Origin of the sequence: Paenibacillus sp. FSL R7-0652, assembly GCF_038595045.1 — a bacterium.
Lineage (GTDB): Bacteria > Bacillota > Bacilli > Paenibacillales > Paenibacillaceae > Paenibacillus.
The window spans coordinates 4,841,561-4,860,007 of record NZ_CP152001.1 but is presented as its reverse complement, the minus strand read 5'-3'; the positions used below and the strand labels follow the sequence as shown (position 1 = coordinate 4,860,007).

The window sequence follows — 18,447 nt, the reverse complement described above, 5'->3', positions numbered from 1 at the left end:
TGTGAGAGTACATTTGTTGTTCTAAACGGAGTTGATCTCGGTTTACAGATGGATCGGAGATGATATATACGTTCGTAAAGAAACCAAAAAGCTGCGAGAACATCTCGGCAGCTTTTTGGGTATTTGTTTGTTTTTTAGCGGGTTCTTCTTACTGGATTAGATTCACAGCGCCCTGTGGTACAAAAGCATCTACGCCATTGTATACAATTACGCCTTCGAGTTCTGTTTTCTTACCGTTCACAAGGGCTGTATTTTTATAAATTTGCAGTTCAAGCTTGGTGCTGCCTTTGGTTACGAGAATCTTCGGATTTTTAACATCCGTCAGATCCAGTTTGTAAGCTGCACCTTTTGCTGTAAATGCCTGCTTGGCAGGTACGAACAACTGCTTGCTTACGCTGTCCAGATCCAGATCGAGTACACGAGCCATATATTTGGCTACATCCGTATTATCAATAACACCGAATGGACGATCATTGTTAGGAGCATACGTGTAGAGTACAACATCTCCGCCTGTATGTCCGCCAGTTGTCCAGCCAATGCCTGCGCGTTTGCTGATCATCGGACCAACAACGTAGTTCAGGCTGCCTGACTCCGCGTCTTTAATCGCAGCGACTTCCTCCGAAGTCAAATCCGTAATGCCGTAGTACTGTTTCATCAACGCTTTGATGTTGGTACGTTTCGCATTCAGCTTCGCTTCTACGCCCTCACCTGTCAGCTTGGCTTTTTTCAGAGGTCCTATAAACGTAGACAACGGCTCTTTATCATACGTGCCTGTTGTGGACGCGTTACCGATGGTCAGTCCGCCGTTCTGGTGGTCGGATACGGCAACAACAACCGTTTCTCCGTCGGATTTGGCGAAATCCATGGCAGCTTTCACGGCATCATCAAAAGCAAGCACGTCACTTATAATACCAATCGGATCATTGGCGTGAGCCGCCCAGTCCACCTTGCTGCCTTCGACCATCAGGAAGAAACCCTTCTCGTTTTTGGACAGCACTTCAATCGCTTTGGACGTCATCTGGGCAAGACTTGGCTGCTTGGCAGGATCACGGTCCATATGGTATGACATGCCTGTCGGAGCAAACATCCCCCACAGCTTGCCCGAAGTTGATGCTTTCATCGCAGCAGGTGTAGTTACGTAATCGTAGCCGAGCGCTTTGATGGAGGCCACGAGGTTGTTGCCATCTTTGCGTCCTGCCGGTTCCAGATATTTGCTGCCGCCGCCGAGTACAACATCAATGCCATTGAATACCTGCTGCTTGCTGAGTGCATCGTAGTTTTTACGGTCAGGATAATGCGCTGAGAAGTCCGCCGGTGTGGCATGCATAATTTCGGATGTAGCTACAATACCGGTTGATTTGCCCGCCAGCTTGGAAGCTTCCAACACGGAAGCCACCGGTTTTCTTTCGTCTCCTGGTGCAATCGCCTTTTGTCCAGGCATCGTGGCCTTGTCCGGCAGTACACCGACATAACCGGTATGGGATTTATGTCCTGTCGCAAAGGCTGTTCCTGCAGGAGCAGAGTCCGCAATCGGAGCATCCGCAGAGTGTGTACGCACCATACCGCTTGCCATGGAATCAATGGTCAGAGAAGAGCCTTTGTACCAACGAGCCAGAGCGGCAGCATCATTAGCCATACCGTCAGGAATGAGGATGATTACATTTTTAATAGGTGAACCAGAAGTGGTTGAAGTACCATCTTCCACAGCCCAAGCTGCGCTGCTGCCTCCCAGCGCAGCGGTAACAATGGTGGTCACCGCGAGCATCATTTTGGCTGCACGGGTACTGAAACGATTTAACATGAACATCCTCCTAAGATATATGTATAGTTTAGTATCCAGAACCCAGTGTATACATCAATTGCTAAACCAGCGTTAGATTGGGGTTAATTAAATGTAAAAATTACGATTATAAGTCAATGCTGTCATAACAAACGAACTGGACAAAAGGATGAGCGCTCTTGTATGTTAAGGAATAAATCGGACTCACAGAAAAAGGGTCCAACGAAGATTTTGGGGTGGTCCATGATGGGGGAATGGTCAGAAGCCATTCAATGGTGGAATAACAACCAAGTGAAACTTATAGATATCCGATACCGAATGCTGCAGCCAGGTCAGGAACTGGCGGAATATATGCTGCCAGCCCGGGCTTTTGTGATGATCAGTAAGGGTGAAGCTGACATTCAGTTTGGAACAAACAGGATTATATCGGATCAGTCGCTCCTGCTGCACGGTGAAAAAGGTATACTGCTGAGTATAGGCAGTGTGAAGCAGCCTCTGCATTTTTTTCTAATCCTGTATAAACCACAATTGAATGCGGTTAGTGCTGACTCATCCCTTAATGTAAACATGCTGGCTGCAGCGGCGTCTTTGCCGGCTGTGTACCATTTTGCACTCTCCTATCCGTTAACGATTTTTCCTATCGTGGAAAAAATGACGGAGTTCTGGACGAGCAGCGAGGAACTGGATCGCCTGCAGGTTACAGGGCTATTTTACCAATTTGTCTATGAGCAATTCCGCCAGTGGAAGATGGCACGTCAGCAGCTGGTTGAATCCATGGAGCTGCCAGAGCAGATTGAAGCCTACATTCAGAAGCACTATGCACATTCCATCTCGATGGAGAATATGGCGGCGCATTTCCATTACAGCACACATTATCTGGCCCGGGTATTTAAGCGCAAATACGGATGCAGTCCGATGGATTATGTCATTCAAACCCGGATCAAACGGGCCCAGACACTGCTGGCAGAGACGGAGTTCCAGATTCGGGAGGTGGCAGAGAGTGTGGGATACAAGGACCTGTACTACTTCAGCCGCATTTTCAAACGAACGACAGGAGAGACGCCGGCACAATACAAAATGCGCAGCCATCGAATCCAAGGTTCAAATCGTACGAACAAGAGGTCGGAATCGTTCATTGCTGACGGTAACTTGTCTCGTTATATTGGTAATAACGATAATCATTATCAATACGACACATGGAGCGTGAACGATTTGAATTTTGGTTTTAAGCCTACATTGGCAGTCAGTTTATTATTTAGTTTATCTCTGCTGCTCGCAGCTTGCGGGGGTGGGGCGGAGACCCCGACTGCAGCAGGTACGGATACAGCAGCAAAATCCATGCGAATGTATACGGATGCTTCAGGAAGAAAGGTTGAGATTCCAGCACAGCCTTCGAAACCTGTCATCATTACCTACGGAGGCTATCTGCTGCCTCTTGGTATGAAACCCGCAGGAGCAAACACGGAAACGCTGGAGCGGTATCCTGAAGAACTCGCAGGTGTGCCGGACATTGGTTCGGGTAACGGTAACGTTGAAATGATCTCAGGCCTGGAACCCGACGTAATCATCGTACCGGACTACACAAGCAAGGAAATTGTAGGCACATACGAGAAGATCGCACCAACGATTACAGTAGCTTGGGGCGGTGATCCGGATGTAATCAATACGCTGAGAACGATGGGCGACATTATGGATCGCAAGGATGAAGCGGAGCAGTGGATTGCGAAGTTTGAGGAGAAGCTGAAGAGCATTCGCAGTGAATTAAACATCAATATTAAACCGGGGACAACTGCGATGTCATTTGTGATCTACAATAAGGAGGTTCTGCTCGGCGGTGAAGGTGGTACATTAGGCAAACTGATCTATGAGGATTTCGGGTTCTCGATGCCTGAGCAGTATAAAGTATACTCTGACGGCGGCACGGTGCTTTCTTTGGAAAAGCTGGCAGACAAGCCCGCAGACTACTTCTTCACTCAGATGGAAGACGAAGAGATGGACCAGATGATGGAACTGTTTGAGGAGCCGGTATACCAGAGCATCCCTGCGATCAAAAATAACCGAATTATTAACGTGTCCCGAAACTACTGGAATTACGGGCCGTATCTGGCGGATAAGGGTCTGGATAGTTTGATTGAGCAGGTGAAGAATCTGCAGCAGTAGGCTGACCCAGACGAGCTGCAGTCATCTGATCTCAACATAGGCTATGGATGAATCCAATAGGATTCGTTCATGGCTTTTTTTGAGGGGAAATTGAAATGGGGGAGATGCTGCAGTATTAGGGATTGCATGATAAAAAGGTATTGCTAGCGCTTTCATTATGTGCTAATATCACGATAATAACAGGATTGTAACCGATCTGAGGGCAAGACCTGTTCCAGTTCATTCGTTGGATCATTCATCAGACGATTGATTGCGTCTATTAAAGTAAGCCAATTTAATACCATACCTCATTATTCTCAGGGTTGTTACGTAATTGCAGGCAAAACCTGAATTGAGGGCGGCAGACCATGCTATAGCACAGTCTGTTTGCCTTTGATTCAGGTTTTTTTATATAAAAAATCGGCCTGAATGTCATAACTGAAAGGGTGCAGCAGTTCATGTCAGCAGAGAGGGGGGCCGCTCTTCCATTCATCCACGAACCAGAAATAGAATGATCCGAACTTTGGAATACTGTACCGAGCGGTGCATAATTTCTAAACTATTTTCCTATCATACACGACTAGACAGCGAGGAGATTAAACCCATGAAAAAAATGAAACGTTCTATTGCAGCAGCAGCGATTCTGAGCATGTGTGTATCTGGTCTACCTGCATTTGCAGCAGGAAATACAGCTCCATCCTTGTCCCCGGCTATGGACAAACTGGTAAAAGCAGAGCTGATTCGCGGGAACGGACAGGGCGTAAATACGGCCTACCTGGATAAACATGCCACACGTATTCAAGCCGCAGTGCTTTACTTGCGTTTATCTGGTCTGGAGAAAGAAGCACTTGCCTATCAAGGAACCGATACGTTTAAGGATGCCGCTCAGGCAGGCAAGGTGCTGCAGCCCGTCGTTGGATACTTGAAGCAGCATCCTTATTTGGCTGGCGTGGTTACGGAACCGGAACGTTTTGCGCCTAACGCTCCACTGACGGCAGAGGAATATGCAGCGCTGCTGCTCAAAGTTCTTGGTTATGAAGCAGGTACGGATTACAAGTCAGGAGAAGCTTCCGCGTTTGCGGCAAACCACGGCATCAAAGCCCTTCAAGGAAAAGGCACGGCACAGCTGACCAATCGTTTGATGGCAGAAGCGACCGCACAGGCATTGCAAGCTCAGCTCAAAAATGGTACAGGTACGCTGGAACAGTTCTGGTCAAAACATAAGCAGGACGGTGCATTTAAACCTCAAACGTTACAGCAAACGAAATATGGTGCCATCGATGGCAAAACTTATGAAGAATATGGCACGCTTGGTTGGCTTGGTGTTCCATATGCGGCACCTCCGGTAGGCGAACTGCGCTGGAAAGCACCGCAAGAACCGAAGGCTTGGACAGGAACAAGAGAAGCCAAAGAGTTCGCGGCAAACAGCCTGCAAATATCCGGTAAAACAACAGCAGGCAGTGAAGATTCCTTATATCTGAACATCTGGCGTCCGAATACAACCAGCACCAAACTGCCGGTTATGGTATTCCTGCACGGCGGTGGTAATATGACCGGATCAGGAAAGGACTTTCAGGGGGAACAGCTAGCACGAAATACGAATAGCATCGTTATCTCGGTGAACTATCGTTTGGGAGCGCTTGGTTTCTTCCAGAATGCTGCGCTGAAAACAGGTAACGCGCTTGACGATTCCGGTAACTACGGCCTGCTGGATGCATTCCGTGCACTAGAGTGGGTGCAGGATAACATTGCAGGTTTTGGCGGCGATACAGGGAATGTGACACTTGCAGGTCAATCTGCTGGTGCACGGGATGTTCTCGCAACACTTATCTCCCCGCTTAGCAAGGGATTGTATCAAAAAGCGATTGCTTTCAGCGGTGGTTTGACGACGGCTTCCTCTGAGGAAGGACAGCAGAAATCCGAGGATGCCATTGTGAAGCTGATTGTCCAAGAAGGCAAAGCTACAAATGAGGATGAAGCCAAAGCTTGGATTAGCAAGCAAACACCTGCACAGCTCGAAAGCTATCTGCGTGCACTGCCTGCGGACAAACTGGTGACGGTATTCGGTGCAACGGCTATCCGCATGCAGCCCTTCCCGCATCTGTTCCGTGATGGTACGGTGATTCCAAAAGAAGGTTTTGATGCGATCAGCAGCGGCAATTATGCTAAAGTCCCTGTGCTGCTCGGCAGCCTGGAAACGGAGTTCTCCGCTTTTGCTTTTGGCGATCCCAACTTTGTTCCATCCATCAATGACGGAACATTGTTCACAGATCAGACGAAAGCGGCTCAATATGCGGCTGCAATTAAATATGGCAGCGAGGCGTACGCAGGCTTTAATGCGGAGCGTGTAGCAGAGAAATTAACCAGTGCGGCAGGTCAGCCGCCAGTATATGCGTATCGTTTTGCATGGGGAACCCAGCCTGGCGTCATCTCGGAACGACTGTACACCCTGTTGGGTGCTCCGCATGGTGCCGATATGGACTTCTACACAGGAAAAGCAGCAGGTATTGCAGCGTACTTCCCTGAAGGTTACTTTAGCGATGCTAACAAGCCGGGGCGTGAACAGCTGTCTGCTGCGATGGCAGCCTACCTAAAGCAGTTCCTGTACACGGGGAGTCCTGGTACGGGGGGAACGGCCGCTCTTGCTGCATGGACACCATGGACGAAGAATGCCAAGGCTCCGATTATGCGTCTGGATGCCAATAACACAACCGCCGAGATCGGCATGTCATCCCAATATAATCAGGGCAAAGATGCTGTGATGGCCAAGATGAAGAAAGAGCTGCCTGAAGAGACATACCAGCTGTTGAACGAAAAAGTGCTTGCAGGCCGTTTCTTCTGGGATTGATGAAAAAGTATAGAAATTAACTTAAAATGAGAATGAAGGACAGGGGATCGCTGCTCTGTCCTTTTTGGTTATCCTAAACAAATACATAGTAAAGATGATAAATAATCGGATGAAAAGGGATTGACTTTCCCCTGCACGGGAGACTGTATACTCACGTTAAGTTAATGGATTGGAGATGATACATTGTTCAAAATCAGTACATTTGCCAAGCTCAGCAAGCTTTCTTTAAAAACACTGCGCTATTACGACCAGATCGGTATCCTCAAGCCGCGAAGGGTAGACCACGACACGGGTTACCGATATTATTCCGCAGATCAGCTGCTTGAACTGAACCGAATTCTGCTCTATAAGGAATTAGGTTTTACACTGCCTCAGATCGCGCAGCTGCTTCAGGAAGACATCTCTCATGAGCAGATTCAGGGTATGTTCAGACTGAAGAGAAGTGAAATCCAGCATATGATTGATACGGAGCAGGCCAAGCTTACCCGTATTGAAGAGCGGATCCAGCTTATGGAGAAAGACGGGCAGTGGGAGAATGGCCAGGAGATCCGAATTAAGGCGGAGGCTGGCCAGACCTTCATGTTCTACAGCGCAGGCGGGAGAGAAGAGCATATTCCCGCGCTTCTTCTTCATCTGGATTCACTGCTGACCAAAGAGCTGCGTCAACGGATTCAAGGACCACAGGTTGTTTTGTGGCGAGAGATGGACGGAAAAGAGGACGAGTTCGAATTCGAAGTCGGTTATTACGTAACCGATGAACCGGCTGCTGTCCCTGAGCCGTTCCAGCTGCGAAATCTGCCACCAGAGCCCAGCATCGCTTCCATGGCGTTCCATTCACATTCGAATTTCGATGTGGCAGCCTGTGTGTATTTAGCCAGATGGATAGAGAAAAATAATTATCAGATTAAAGAGAACGAACCGGGTAGAGAGTTATATTTGCCCTTATCCCCCGAACAGGATGCACAATATATTGAAATCCAGATTCCTATCACCTGCTGGTAACGGGGATCGATTAAAAACGTATAGAAGATGGAGTGAACACGATTGAAAAATAAAGGAACCATATATATTCTGGCACTGGCCGTATTTTTGATTGGTACAATTGAATACATTATTACCGGAATTATCGAGATGATTGCTGGGGACCTTGGTGTGTCCACTGCCGAAGCCGGATTGCTTGTGACGGTATTTGCCCTTGCGGCAGCCATTCTTGCTCCGATTCTGATTGCCGTGACAATCAATGTAGATCGCAGGAAGCTGATGCTGCTGACCTTCGGTGTATTTATTGCCAGCAATGGCATCATGATGTTTGATCTTTCGTATGAAGCGATGCTCGGCATACGCATTATTCAGGGAGCAAGCGGAGGTATGACAACTGTTGTTGCCATGGCCGCAGCGACAAGGCTGGTGGAGAATGAGAAGAGAGGCAATGCGATCGGAATCATTCTGATGGGACTCAGCAGCTCGCTGGTGCTTGGCGTCCCGATCGGTACATTTTTCAGTGAGATGTTTGGCTGGAAGGTTCTATTTATTGTCATTGGTATCCTGAGTATTATTCCATTTCTGATCATCCATCGTAAGGTTCCGGCAATCAAAGAGGAAGAGCAGGTGACGATGGGCATGCAGCTCTCGATGCTGAAAAATAAAGCAGTTCTGGTCGCGCTGATGATGACACTGCTGTACGTGGGCGGTTACGCAGCGTTGTTCACGTACATTACGCCATTTTTGCAAACGACCTCGTCTCTGTCCATGACCGAAATCAGTCTGATTTTGTTCCTGGCGGGTGTCTGCAGCTTTATCGGTTCCAAACTGGGTGGACAATTGGCTGATGCCAAAGGGCCCAAATTCACCATTTTCCTCGGGCTGGTCCTGCAGGGGCTAACGCTTCTTTTATTTGCTGTGACCGGATCACATCTGATTCTGCTGATTCTGGTACTGATGGTGTTTATGCTAGCTACGTGGAGTATTTCCCCTGCTCAGCAGCTGTATCTGGTTACACTGGCACCTCGCAGCCCGGACATCGCGCTGAGTATAAACACATCATTTATTCAATTTGGCTTTGCCATGGGCTCCGGATTGGGCGGGCTTGTCATCAGCCGGGCTTCGGTCCTCGCTTTGAACTGGGCAGGTTTTGCCGCGATCTGTATCGCTCTCTTATTCGCCATATTACAGTTTAGGGGAACAGGCAGCAGGAGAGCCGCAGCCTCTGGCGAGAAGGTCAATGCGCAGTAAGATGCGTCGAAGCAGCGAATATTGGTCAGATAAAGTCAGAAGGTCAAAAATAGTCAAAACAAAAGAAAAAACGATCTATTTTTATTTATTGAGCCAAGACAGGGGATTATCGCTTTATATCGATTTTCATCGGCTTTGAACCTTGGCGGTATCCTGACTACAATAATAGATGTAAGCAGTATTAAATCCAACCACATTTAAGGAGATGGTGTTTATGTTTGATCTGATTCCATTTCGCAGAAGAAATGAAGAGCCGTTCGGACAGATGCTGAAATCCTTCCATGACATGGTTGATACCTCATTTTTCTCGTCATTCGGAACCGGTATGCAGCCATTTCGCACGGATATTCGGGAGGAAAACGGCAAATATCTGGTCGAGGCGGAGCTTCCGGGCATTGCGAAAGAAGACATCGACATTCAGGTCGAAGGCAATGAGCTTGTGATTCGCGCGAAACGCAATGAACTGGTTGAGCAGAAGGATGACGATAATCGGATCATTCGGCAGGAGCGCCGCGCCGGAGAATTTGTCCGCCGTTTCTACGTGGATCATATCGATGAGGAAAATATTAAGGCACGGCTTGAAAATGGGGTGCTGAAGCTGGATATTCCGAAACGTCCAGGCGATGAGCATCCGCGGAAACGCATTCAGATCGACTAAGTGAACCGCTTAGATGAGAAGTACAGATGGCGCATATAGATTGAATATGTATACAAATGATACGTAAAAGAATGATAAGTAAAAGGCGTTAACATTCTGCAATGGATGTTAACGCCTTTTTTTGAACTGCATTTTTACATAGAGAACGAAACTCAGATACAAGCAGTGTTCTTAGAAAGAGGCGGGAGTGTGGCTCATTTTTCTGCAGCAGCCTGCATAAGTGCATAGATTTTACGTGTGGTATTGACGTTTCGGACGGTCATATACGAATAAACTTTGGATCCGACCAGCTTGTTCATGCCGCTTTTTGATGCTTCCTCCCTGCTGACCGAATACAGAAGGGCTCCAGGGACATAGATCAACGTTCCGATTCCCGGTTTGAGGGGAAGTTTCTCGATCACATCGGCATTGTTTATTTCATCCCACAAAAAAAGAACATCACTTTTGGCCTGATCATCATTGGACCAGTCTGGAGGCAGTGCCTGCATGACCCTATGCATCTCATTCATATCACGCACGAGCACTTTGATCTGCAAACCGAAATCGGCCGCAATGGCCTGTTCCAGAAGTTCGGATAACTCCATATGGGCATCCGTCCGCTTCTCGTGATCTGCAAAGATGATGTTACCGGAATTGATGTAAGTCACCACCTCCTGCATACCAGCCCGTTCAAACGTTTCCTTCAGCTGCTTCATCCCGATTTTGTTATTGCCGCCTACATTAATGCCCCGCAGCAGAGCTGCATAGATCATAGATCCACCCCCCGTTTTCGATTTCTTGATATGGTGTGCACAAGATGCCGTGCAGATTAGATGGACAGATATTCAAGAAGGTGCGCTGTCCATTTTTCGCCAAGCAGAGCCTGTAGTTTCGGCTGTACTTGAGAGAGATATTCAGGCTTTGTCTCGTAGGTTTCTTCGTCCTTCACTTCTCCGGCCATAGAACGTGCTTCTTCAATCAGAAGGGCAAGAGCGCTGAAAAAGTCGGCAAGAGAATCGGCGATACGTTTCGGTTCCCCACCCTCAAATGCAGCATAGACAGGAGAATGGGGAGCTTGTGTGTCAACGATAACAGGATCATCATTCACATTGGCGATCACAACATGATGCGGCGGCCAGGAATCAGATTCTTCGTAAGGTTCCTGAACCCCAATCCAGCGAAATCCCAGCTGCTGACGATGCAGATGCTCTGGAGAGGCGAAAAACAGCAGGGCGGCATCGCCGATTTCGACAGCTGCATTCTTCATTTTCAGTGTTCCTTCGGCTTGAGCGTCTACCATCTCATAGTGACTATAGAGGTATTGGAGTTCAGGCGAAAGAAAAATACGCTTGTCCACTTCCGGCTGAACGGGAAGCACCCGAGGCCGCAGATCGTGATTTTGAAAAAGTCCGTAGGCTTCATTATATAAGTCTTGTTGTTCCACAAAACGGGTTAAGGCTGCATTCAGTGATTGCATAGTTGTGCGTCCCTCCTAATCAGTTTTTGTTGTCACTGGTGTAAAGGTTACGAGGGGGCGGCTGACCTTAGCTTTGGATCCCTGACCAGAACACATTCCAAGTAATAGCCATAGCTTGTTCGTACGACTGTCTTGTCTCGTATACGAGCTGTATATCAAGGCCGTCCATCAGTGTGACAAAAGCTAGTGTTGCTTCTTCCGGGCTCAGCCGAATCCCTTCGTAACTTGCAAACAAAGCGGTTACTTCTTTTTTTAGGGTGCCAAGATATGTCCGGTATTGAGCCAATATAAAATCATGTACTTCCAGCGGTGTCATAAAGGACAAAATATACATAAAGGCGACATTTGGCTGTGTAAGGAATCGGTTTTTATGTTCCAGTAAAAAGGCGTATAATTTCTGCTCCAGCGTATCTCCCGCAGTGGAACAGCCTAAAAAATCTTGTACAAACTGCTGCTCCTCCTGCACAACTTCCTCGTATACCTCCAGCAGCAAAGCTTTCTTGGAAGAATAATGATAAGCCAGCGATTGTTTACGGATACCGGCTTCTTCGGCAATCTGTGCCATTTTTGTTCCCTCGTAACCGAAACGATTAAAATGCTGAATCGCAATCTCTTTAATTCGTTTTTTACTCAATGTGTACCCCCAGTGAACGATCTTCGTACTGCTTCTGCTTTAGAGCGTATATCAAATATAACAAGATGTATATCACCAAAACAGCGATAGAGATAGTATACACCACCGTATAGGAGAATGCAGATGCCAGCATGCCCAGAACCAGTGAGCCGCCGCCGATCCCGAGATCAAAAAAATTAAAGAATGAAGCCATCGCATTCTCATGCTCATGTTCTTCCACGAGATTGACACACCATGTTTGGATGGCAGGAAAAATGGCGCCGAATCCAAAACCGTACAGCGCGCCGGCAATCAGAAAATGGATCTGATTCTGTGCAATGATCAGAACGAGAAGCCCTGCCATAGCGAAAACTGCCGAGGGAAGCAGTACAGATCCCGGACCCAGACGATCAAACATGGTTCCTGAGAATAGTCTGACCACAAAACTAGCAATCGCCACAATAAAGAAAAACCAGGCGATATTATTGAAACCTTTCTCCGCAGCAAACAAAGCGACAAAAGACATAATTGAACCAGCTGCGATACCAACAAGCAGGATGAGCAATGAAGGAAAAAGTACCTTTTTCTCAATAAGTTTTACCGAGGTTGAAAGATTATCTGAAGAGGCTGCTTCCCATTTTGTCCGAGGCGTTCTGGATACGAAAACGGTCATCAGAAGTGCCAATAACAAGATGCACAATCCGCCTAAAAACAGGCTTTGATAATTATATTGAAGGAGCAGGCTGGTTCCGATTAATGGACCGATGGATATGGCGACGGTTTCCCCGACCCCGAAATACCCCATGCCTTCTCCGCGCCTGTTTTTCGGAATATTTTCCGCAGCTATCGTTGCGAAATAAGTCGTTGCCAAACCAAAACCAAATCCGTGGATTACACGTAAGACAAGAATAGTTCCTATACCTGACGAAAGGTAGTATGAACCCGTTGTTAATGCACAGATGGCGATGCCGATAATCAGGAGATACTTTTTGTTCAGTTTCGCTGCCAGAACGGAAGTGAAAGGTCGAACTAATATGGCTGAGAACATAAAAATGCCGGTTACAAGTCCGATCTGTGAGGCATCGCCTCCCAGACTGGACACGAATAACGGTAAGGTAGGAAGAAGCATTTCAAAGGCCATGAACAGGAGTGCATTGGCCAGCATGATAAAAATAAATGATTTTCCCCACAGTTTTTGTGGTAATGAGTCTGATGTCAGGGTATTCATGAGATTCCTCCAAATAAGTTCTGTAGTCGCGCGACATAATGGATTGATTCTATCTGACGGTGGTCAGGTTGTAAAGATCGTTTTTTTAATTCAGATAATTAATTCATTTTTGATAGAGTGCAATAAATTAATATTTTTAACCCTAATCCCAACATTTTCCGATATAATATTCTGATGAAAATAAATAACGAACTCTCGGAGAGGTGAGTGAGATGACCGTTGACGTCCTCGTACGCAACAATGTAAACATATTGGGAACCGGCAGTCAGACCATCGTGTTTGCACACGGCTTCGGATGCGATCAAGATATGTGGAGGTACATTGTTCCTGCTTTTCTTGAACAGTACCGTATTGTCCTCTTTGATTATGTAGGTTCCGGACAATCCCAAATTAACTATTACGATGCACTTAAATATAATGATCTTCACGGTTATGCCCAGGACGTGCTGGAGATTATGGAGGCGCTGGAACTTCGGGATGTGACCTTTGTCGGTCATTCCGTCAGCAGTATGATCGGCATGCTTGCCTCCATTCAGGCACCGCATTTTTTCAAAAATATCGTCATGCTGGGGCCTTCTCCGCGTTATCTGAATGACCTGCCCCATTATTATGGCGGATTCGAACGGCGAGATATTGATGAGCTGCTGGAGATGATGCAGTTGAACTTTATTGGCTGGGCAAGTTATATGGCACCCATTGCGATGCAGAACCCGGACCGTAAGGATTTGACTCAGGAACTGGAAAAAAGCTTTTGTTCACGGGATCCCCACATTGCTAGGCAGTTTGCCGAAGTGACGTTCCTGTCCGATTGCCGCATTGAACTGGGATTGGTGTCTGTGCCTACGTTGATTCTACAGTGTGCGGATGACAGCATTGCTCCTGTGGAAGTGGGGGATTACCTGCATTCACATCTCAAAAACAGCAGGCTGCAGCAGATGAATGCGAAAGGGCATTATCCCCATCTGAGTCAGCCGGACGAGACGATTCGGTTGATTAAAGATTATTTGGCTAGTGCATAAAATGCAGAAGAAAGAAAGGCTGTTTTTTCATGGATAATCAATTAGATACGGCACCTTGCGGATATTTCTCGATATCGGACTCGGGCTCGATTCTGTCGGTGAACCAAACTTTACTGAACATGATTGGACGGGAACGGGAAGAACTTATAGGCAAACATATTGAATCCACGATGTCGGTTACGAATAAAGTTTTTTTTCATACGTATTTCTATCCGTATATTCAGCTGTACGGTCATGTAGACGAGATGTATTTTTCTTTCCGCAATCGCGACCAGGAGGATGTTCCGGTCCTGCTGAACGGGGTGCGTCAAATGAGGGACGGGCAGCACGTGGTAGATTGTGTTGTCGTTATTATGCGCAAACGGATCGAACACGAAAAGGATATTTTGAACACAAAAACCAGGCTGCAGGAGTTATATCAAGCAACACATGATGCCAACAAGGAACTGGAACGTCTGCATGAGGAGTATAAAATCAAAGAGCAGGCGCTGATCAAAGTGAATGAACAGCTGGAAACGATGGCTTCCACGGATTTGCTGACGGGTTTGAAAAACCGGAGGTTTTTTGAGGAGAAAATGGCTCATCATCTGTCTCTCTACCATGAGAAACAGCGCGAATTCTCGCTTCTTGTATTAGATATTGACCACTTCAAGAGCATTAATGATACCTACGGACACCCCATCGGAGATATGGTGCTCGGTAATCTGGCAGGGATGCTGCAGGCCATATCGCGGGATACGGATGTAGTGGCACGTTACGGTGGTGAGGAGTTCGTGATTATTCTGGCGAATTGTGGGGAGGAACTGGCCATCAGCATCGCTGAACGATATCGTGCACAAGTGGCTTCGGCGGATTGGGGGGAATATCAGGTTACGGTGAGCATTGGCGCAGCAACAGTCTCGGCAGCAGATACAGAGCAATCCTTGTTTCAACAGGCAGATGATGCGCTCTATGCATCCAAGAAGGGCGGACGCAATCGGGTAACACACGCCTATACCAGATTTGAATGACAGCATTATGCCATGTTATGCTTTGAGGAGTCATGGATATGGATACGGAAGGAGCCGGTACCAAGATGAATAGATTAGCTGCTGAAGAATTAATCGACCGGGAGAATCATGCCTGGGGAGAGCTCAAGGAGCTTCTCGATCAGGGGAAAAATACATATACCTATGCTCCGGCACAGCCAGAGATTGGGGAGGATGCGCTGTACCAGCTTCAAGTGAGTACCCGCTCCTATCTGGGAGCGGTGGCTTATGAGACGCAGGGCATCGTGGTGGACCATGGATGGATCACGCTGCTGGGTGCGGGGGGTGACAGTGTGTATGGCAGTTTGACCCGGTGGAACGGCCTGAGTACGGATCCTTGTGTACAGGCACTGCAGGGCATGATGGTTGCTGCGTACGATGCAGCGGGTGGTTTTTTTGCGCTGGATACTGGCAAGTTCGGCGGGACAGGCCAGATTTATTATTTCGCACCCGATGCTTTGGAGTGGGAAGCAACAGAGCTTTCGTATTCAGAGTTTATGACCTGGTTGGCTGAGGGAGATATTGAGTTATTTTACGAAACATTTCGCTGGAAAGGCTGGCAGGAGGATATGGCACAGCTGGACAAAGGTCAGGTGTTTGCCTATTATCCTCCGCTGTGGACCAAAGAAGGCGGCGGAGAGAAAAGCCGCAAAGCGCCGGTTCCTATTGCCGAAGCTTGGAGGACAGTGCTCGAAGGGAAATGACGTGCAGGCGGAGTTCGTTTACAATGGACCAAGCTCAGAGGAAGGCGGATCGGTGTGAGAGAGCAGAATAGTGATGTGAATGTAATGCGTATTCAGTCTCATTATGGTATTGTTTTCCCACAAGATTATCTGGACTTTATACGGCAGCATACCGATGCTTCTTTTGATCTGATACAGGATACAGAGGCGGAGGATTGGGACATTCGTTTTCATGTACTGGATGATCGGTTTATCCCGAATAATGCTGCGCTGGTGGATGAAGTCAATCCTGATCCGCAGCGGATTATTCCGATCGCATGGAGTGTAAGCAGCGGTAACAACTACCTGCTCGATTATCGTGAGAACAAGAGTATACCCTCTGTGCTGGTCATGGAGCATGAGCTGGCGATGGTGCGTGAGGACGCCGAGAGTGAAGCGGAGACGAGTGAAGAAGCACAGCAGTTGATGGAGGAGAACGTGAAGTCGATCGCGGCCGATTTTCTTTCATTTGCCGCCCTTCTCCAGGCACGGCCAGTGCTGTAATAAAGCTGAATCATGTTTGGTAAAAAGGCTCGCATACCGATGCGAGCCTTTTTATGTACATTCCATGTCGTGATTAGCGTCCTGATGATACAGATTTTACATCCCGATTTGGAAGTGAGCCAGCTTTGCTGTGCCATAGAGTAAGGCAAAGTGAAACTGCGCATACAAACAGCAGGCATCCATATACCACGTGGTAGGCTTCTTCTACCGATACCCCGGGTATGGCATGCAGCAGGAGTCCACACACCGCTACAGAAACCGAACCGCCGAAAAACTGAATCAGCTGCAGCAGACCCATGCCTGAGCCGATCTGGTTTTTGGGCAGTACGCGTGACGCTTCGTTGTTCAGGGAGGCCATGGAAGCAGACAGCGCTGGTGAGAAAAACACATAACCTCCGGTGATGATCAGCGCCGACTGGTCCAGCCCAAGCATGAACAGCACAAGTACGGCGGCGAGCATGCTTTGTCCGATTAGCATAAATCGCATATTGCCGTAACGATCAATCCATCGCCCGACATAACGGGTACAGAAGGCTGATATGATCGCTCCGGGAGCGATGAACAAACCAATAGCAAGTGGAGAACGATGATACAGATCCGCAAGCACCAGCGGCATGAGAAACAGATTCCCGAGATTAACGACCAGCACGCAGAAGCCAATCATAATGAGCCTAGTGAATCCTGGTACCTTGAACACATGTGGATTTACAAAAGGAAGTGCGGCTTTACGGATATAGAGAATATGTGCAGCTAAAGAGAGTGCACCGATCACTAACCATATCCATGACCGCTGTGTTATGGCTACCAGTAGGGTTGTTGCATTAATGACGGTGAGTAATGCACCGGTAAAATCAAAAGGCTGCTCACTGTTCACCGTTTCTCGCGGTAAAAAATAGAGCAGTACAGGCAGAGCCAGCAGTACCAGCACCGTAATAGCAAACAGGCCGTTCCAGCCCATGTACTCACTGATCAATCCGCCGACAATGGGGCCGAGACCAAAAGCCATTGCGCTGCCTGATGAGATGAGCGCCAGAGCTGCGCCGCGTCGTTCCACCGGAATGTAACGGCTCGCAATGACCAGACCGAGTCCAGCCATAACTCCGGCCCCTGCCGATTGCAGAATACGTGTCGTGAGCAGCAGGGCAAAGTTATGTGCGAACAAACCGAGCAGGGACGAGCAGCCGAGAATCAGCAGCCCAACCGTGACCAGCTTACGTACCGGAATTCGGTCGGACAAGCGGCTGTAAATCACGGTAGACAGGGCATATCCGATGGAGTAGCTGGAGATAACCCAGGAGCCGAGGTCAGAAGTGATCTGAAGATCACGGATAATGACAGGCAGCGAAACATTAAACATGGTGGTGTTCATCACTACGATGAAGAGGCAGCACGTCCAGAGCGGCATCACAATTTTTTCTTTCACGTAACCATTCCTGTCTTATATAGAATTGGAGTATAATCTGGGCGGGACTTTGCAGCATCCATTTGGAGGCAAAACAATATTCTATTTTACGCCTCCTATTTTGATATGGCAATAGTGTCATATTTTTTGGCGTTTATACATAACAGGCCTGCTGGTGTGAACAAAGATACTACAGCAGCATGTGCAGCACCCTGTACAAAAGCAGTACCCCACCATTTGATCTAAGGAGACTTGTTCTATGAATTCAGTTTTATTGCAGTCCCACAGTGTGTTTCCAACCCTTGATATGCGGAGAACGGCTGCATTCTATGAAGAAAAATTAAAATTCCGGGTAGTTGAATATTTGGATGCCGCGGAGCCTCATGTCTGCCTGTACCGTGATTCTACCGAGATTATTTTAACCCAAAGTAATGGACAGAAGGTGATCCCGAATAGAGAACTGTATGGCTATGGATATGATGCCTATTTCATTACGAAACAGCAAGAAGAGCTTGAACAGGAGTTTATCGACGCGGGTGTAACGATTGTTCGTTCCTTCCATCATTCTGATTATAATAATAAAGAATTTGTGATTGAGGATATTGATGGACGATGGATTGCCTTTGGCATCAAGCAGTAAAATGAGGAGCAAGGTGCAGGAATAGAAACAAGAAACAAGAAACAAGAAACATGGGACAGCCCAGTCTTATGTATAGGTGAAAATAGACCCGGATAAACAAACAGGCTCCCTTCCAAAAGGGGCCTGTTTGTTTATCCAATCTATGATGCACATGGCGATGTCCGTCGGTACATCTTGT

16 protein-coding genes are annotated in these 18,447 nt (G+C 47.6%); 10 read left to right on the top strand and 6 right to left on the bottom strand.

Going from position 1 to position 18,447, the window contains the following annotated elements; genetic code table 11:
- Window positions 1-148: 148 nt before the first annotated feature.
- Window positions 149-1,768, bottom strand: coding sequence for an alkaline phosphatase (locus tag MKY97_RS21270; protein ID WP_342556413.1), 1,620 nt, complete (start codon window positions 1,766-1,768; stop codon window positions 149-151).
- A 195-nt stretch (window positions 1,769-1,963) separates the two neighbouring features.
- Here MKY97_RS21270 and MKY97_RS21265 point away from each other — a divergent pair, with 195 nt between their 5' ends.
- The 5 genes from MKY97_RS21265 (at window position 1,964) to MKY97_RS21245 (ending at window position 9,657) form a co-directional block, all read left to right on the top strand.
- Window positions 1,964-3,940, top strand: a complete 1,977-nt coding sequence (locus tag MKY97_RS21265) for an AraC family transcriptional regulator (protein WP_342552262.1) — start codon at window positions 1,964-1,966, stop codon at window positions 3,938-3,940.
- A 583-nt stretch (window positions 3,941-4,523) separates the two neighbouring features.
- Window positions 4,524-6,767, top strand: a complete 2,244-nt coding sequence (locus MKY97_RS21260) for a carboxylesterase family protein (RefSeq protein WP_342552261.1) — start codon at window positions 4,524-4,526, stop codon at window positions 6,765-6,767.
- Window positions 6,768-6,950: 183 nt separating this feature from the next.
- The gene (locus MKY97_RS21255; protein WP_342552260.1) at window positions 6,951-7,769 is read left to right on the top strand and encodes a MerR family transcriptional regulator; all 819 of its coding nucleotides are present in this window, start codon (window positions 6,951-6,953) and stop codon (window positions 7,767-7,769) included.
- A 42-nt stretch (window positions 7,770-7,811) separates the two neighbouring features.
- Complete coding sequence (locus MKY97_RS21250; RefSeq protein WP_342552259.1) at window positions 7,812-8,999, top strand: MFS transporter; 1,188 nt, start codon at window positions 7,812-7,814, stop codon at window positions 8,997-8,999.
- Between the two features lie 214 nt (window positions 9,000-9,213).
- Window positions 9,214-9,657 carry an Hsp20/alpha crystallin family protein gene (locus tag MKY97_RS21245; protein ID WP_342552258.1) on the top strand — a complete coding sequence of 148 codons (444 nt, stop codon included), beginning with the start codon at window positions 9,214-9,216 and terminating at the stop codon, window positions 9,655-9,657.
- A gap of 194 nt (window positions 9,658-9,851) precedes the next feature.
- On the opposite strand, the gene MKY97_RS21240 is transcribed toward MKY97_RS21245, so the two are convergent.
- The 4 genes from MKY97_RS21240 to MKY97_RS21225 form a co-directional block, all read right to left on the bottom strand.
- Entirely contained in the window at window positions 9,852-10,409 is a 558-nt protein-coding gene (locus MKY97_RS21240) for a DUF1697 domain-containing protein (protein ID WP_342552257.1), read from the bottom strand.
- A gap of 56 nt (window positions 10,410-10,465) precedes the next feature.
- Entirely contained in the window at window positions 10,466-11,113 is a 648-nt protein-coding gene (locus tag MKY97_RS21235) for a hypothetical protein (RefSeq protein ID WP_342552256.1), read from the bottom strand.
- A 67-nt stretch (window positions 11,114-11,180) separates the two neighbouring features.
- On the bottom strand, window positions 11,181-11,747 hold the full coding sequence (locus MKY97_RS21230) for a TetR/AcrR family transcriptional regulator (RefSeq protein WP_342552255.1): 567 nt from the start codon (window positions 11,745-11,747) through the stop codon (window positions 11,181-11,183).
- Window positions 11,740-12,954, bottom strand: coding sequence for an MFS transporter (locus MKY97_RS21225; protein WP_342552254.1), 1,215 nt, complete (start codon window positions 12,952-12,954; stop codon window positions 11,740-11,742). The genes MKY97_RS21230 and MKY97_RS21225 overlap by 8 nt, the downstream gene beginning before the upstream one ends.
- A 212-nt stretch (window positions 12,955-13,166) precedes the next feature.
- Between MKY97_RS21225 and MKY97_RS21220 the strand changes: the two genes are divergently transcribed.
- From MKY97_RS21220 to MKY97_RS21205, 4 genes are all read left to right on the top strand, one after another.
- Window positions 13,167-13,973 (top strand): alpha/beta hydrolase, encoded by an 807-nt coding sequence (locus MKY97_RS21220; protein WP_342552253.1) that lies wholly within the window; start codon window positions 13,167-13,169, stop codon window positions 13,971-13,973.
- A gap of 29 nt (window positions 13,974-14,002) precedes the next feature.
- Window positions 14,003-14,983: a sensor domain-containing diguanylate cyclase gene (locus MKY97_RS21215; RefSeq protein ID WP_342552252.1), complete on the top strand. Its 981-nt coding sequence runs from the start codon at window positions 14,003-14,005 to the stop codon at window positions 14,981-14,983.
- A 65-nt stretch (window positions 14,984-15,048) separates the two neighbouring features.
- Window positions 15,049-15,705: a DUF2625 family protein gene (locus MKY97_RS21210; protein ID WP_342556412.1), complete on the top strand. Its 657-nt coding sequence runs from the start codon at window positions 15,049-15,051 to the stop codon at window positions 15,703-15,705.
- Window positions 15,706-15,759: 54 nt separating this feature from the next.
- Window positions 15,760-16,227: an SMI1/KNR4 family protein gene (locus tag MKY97_RS21205; protein WP_342552251.1), complete on the top strand. Its 468-nt coding sequence runs from the start codon at window positions 15,760-15,762 to the stop codon at window positions 16,225-16,227.
- A 73-nt stretch (window positions 16,228-16,300) separates the two neighbouring features.
- On the opposite strand, the gene MKY97_RS21200 is transcribed toward MKY97_RS21205, so the two are convergent.
- Entirely contained in the window at window positions 16,301-17,650 is a 1,350-nt protein-coding gene (locus tag MKY97_RS21200) for an MFS transporter (protein ID WP_342552250.1), read from the bottom strand.
- 238 nt (window positions 17,651-17,888) lie between these two features.
- Between MKY97_RS21200 and MKY97_RS21195 the strand changes: the two genes are divergently transcribed.
- A complete protein-coding gene (locus tag MKY97_RS21195) occupies window positions 17,889-18,269 on the top strand; it encodes a VOC family protein (RefSeq protein WP_342552249.1) in 381 nt (126 codons plus the stop codon).
- Window positions 18,270-18,447: the final 178 nt, after the last annotated feature.

Excerpts from the sequence above, each read along its gene's own strand:
- MKY97_RS21270 (WP_342556413.1), bottom strand. The coding sequence starts at position 1,768 with ATGATGCTCGCGGTGACCACCATTGTTACCGCTGCGCTGGGAGGCAGC.
- MKY97_RS21265 (WP_342552262.1), top strand. The coding sequence starts at position 1,964 with ATGTTAAGGAATAAATCGGACTCACAGAAAAAGGGTCCAACGAAGATT.
- MKY97_RS21260 (WP_342552261.1), top strand. The coding sequence starts at position 4,524 with ATGAAAAAAATGAAACGTTCTATTGCAGCAGCAGCGATTCTGAGCATG.
- MKY97_RS21245 (WP_342552258.1), top strand. The coding sequence starts at position 9,214 with ATGTTTGATCTGATTCCATTTCGCAGAAGAAATGAAGAGCCGTTCGGA.
- MKY97_RS21240 (WP_342552257.1), bottom strand. The coding sequence starts at position 10,409 with ATGATCTATGCAGCTCTGCTGCGGGGCATTAATGTAGGCGGCAATAAC.
- MKY97_RS21235 (WP_342552256.1), bottom strand. The coding sequence starts at position 11,113 with ATGCAATCACTGAATGCAGCCTTAACCCGTTTTGTGGAACAACAAGAC.
- MKY97_RS21225 (WP_342552254.1), bottom strand. The coding sequence starts at position 12,954 with ATGAATACCCTGACATCAGACTCATTACCACAAAAACTGTGGGGAAAA.
- MKY97_RS21220 (WP_342552253.1), top strand. The coding sequence starts at position 13,167 with ATGACCGTTGACGTCCTCGTACGCAACAATGTAAACATATTGGGAACC.
- MKY97_RS21215 (WP_342552252.1), top strand. The coding sequence starts at position 14,003 with ATGGATAATCAATTAGATACGGCACCTTGCGGATATTTCTCGATATCG.
- MKY97_RS21210 (WP_342556412.1), top strand. The coding sequence starts at position 15,049 with ATGAATAGATTAGCTGCTGAAGAATTAATCGACCGGGAGAATCATGCC.
- MKY97_RS21195 (WP_342552249.1), top strand. The coding sequence starts at position 17,889 with ATGAATTCAGTTTTATTGCAGTCCCACAGTGTGTTTCCAACCCTTGAT.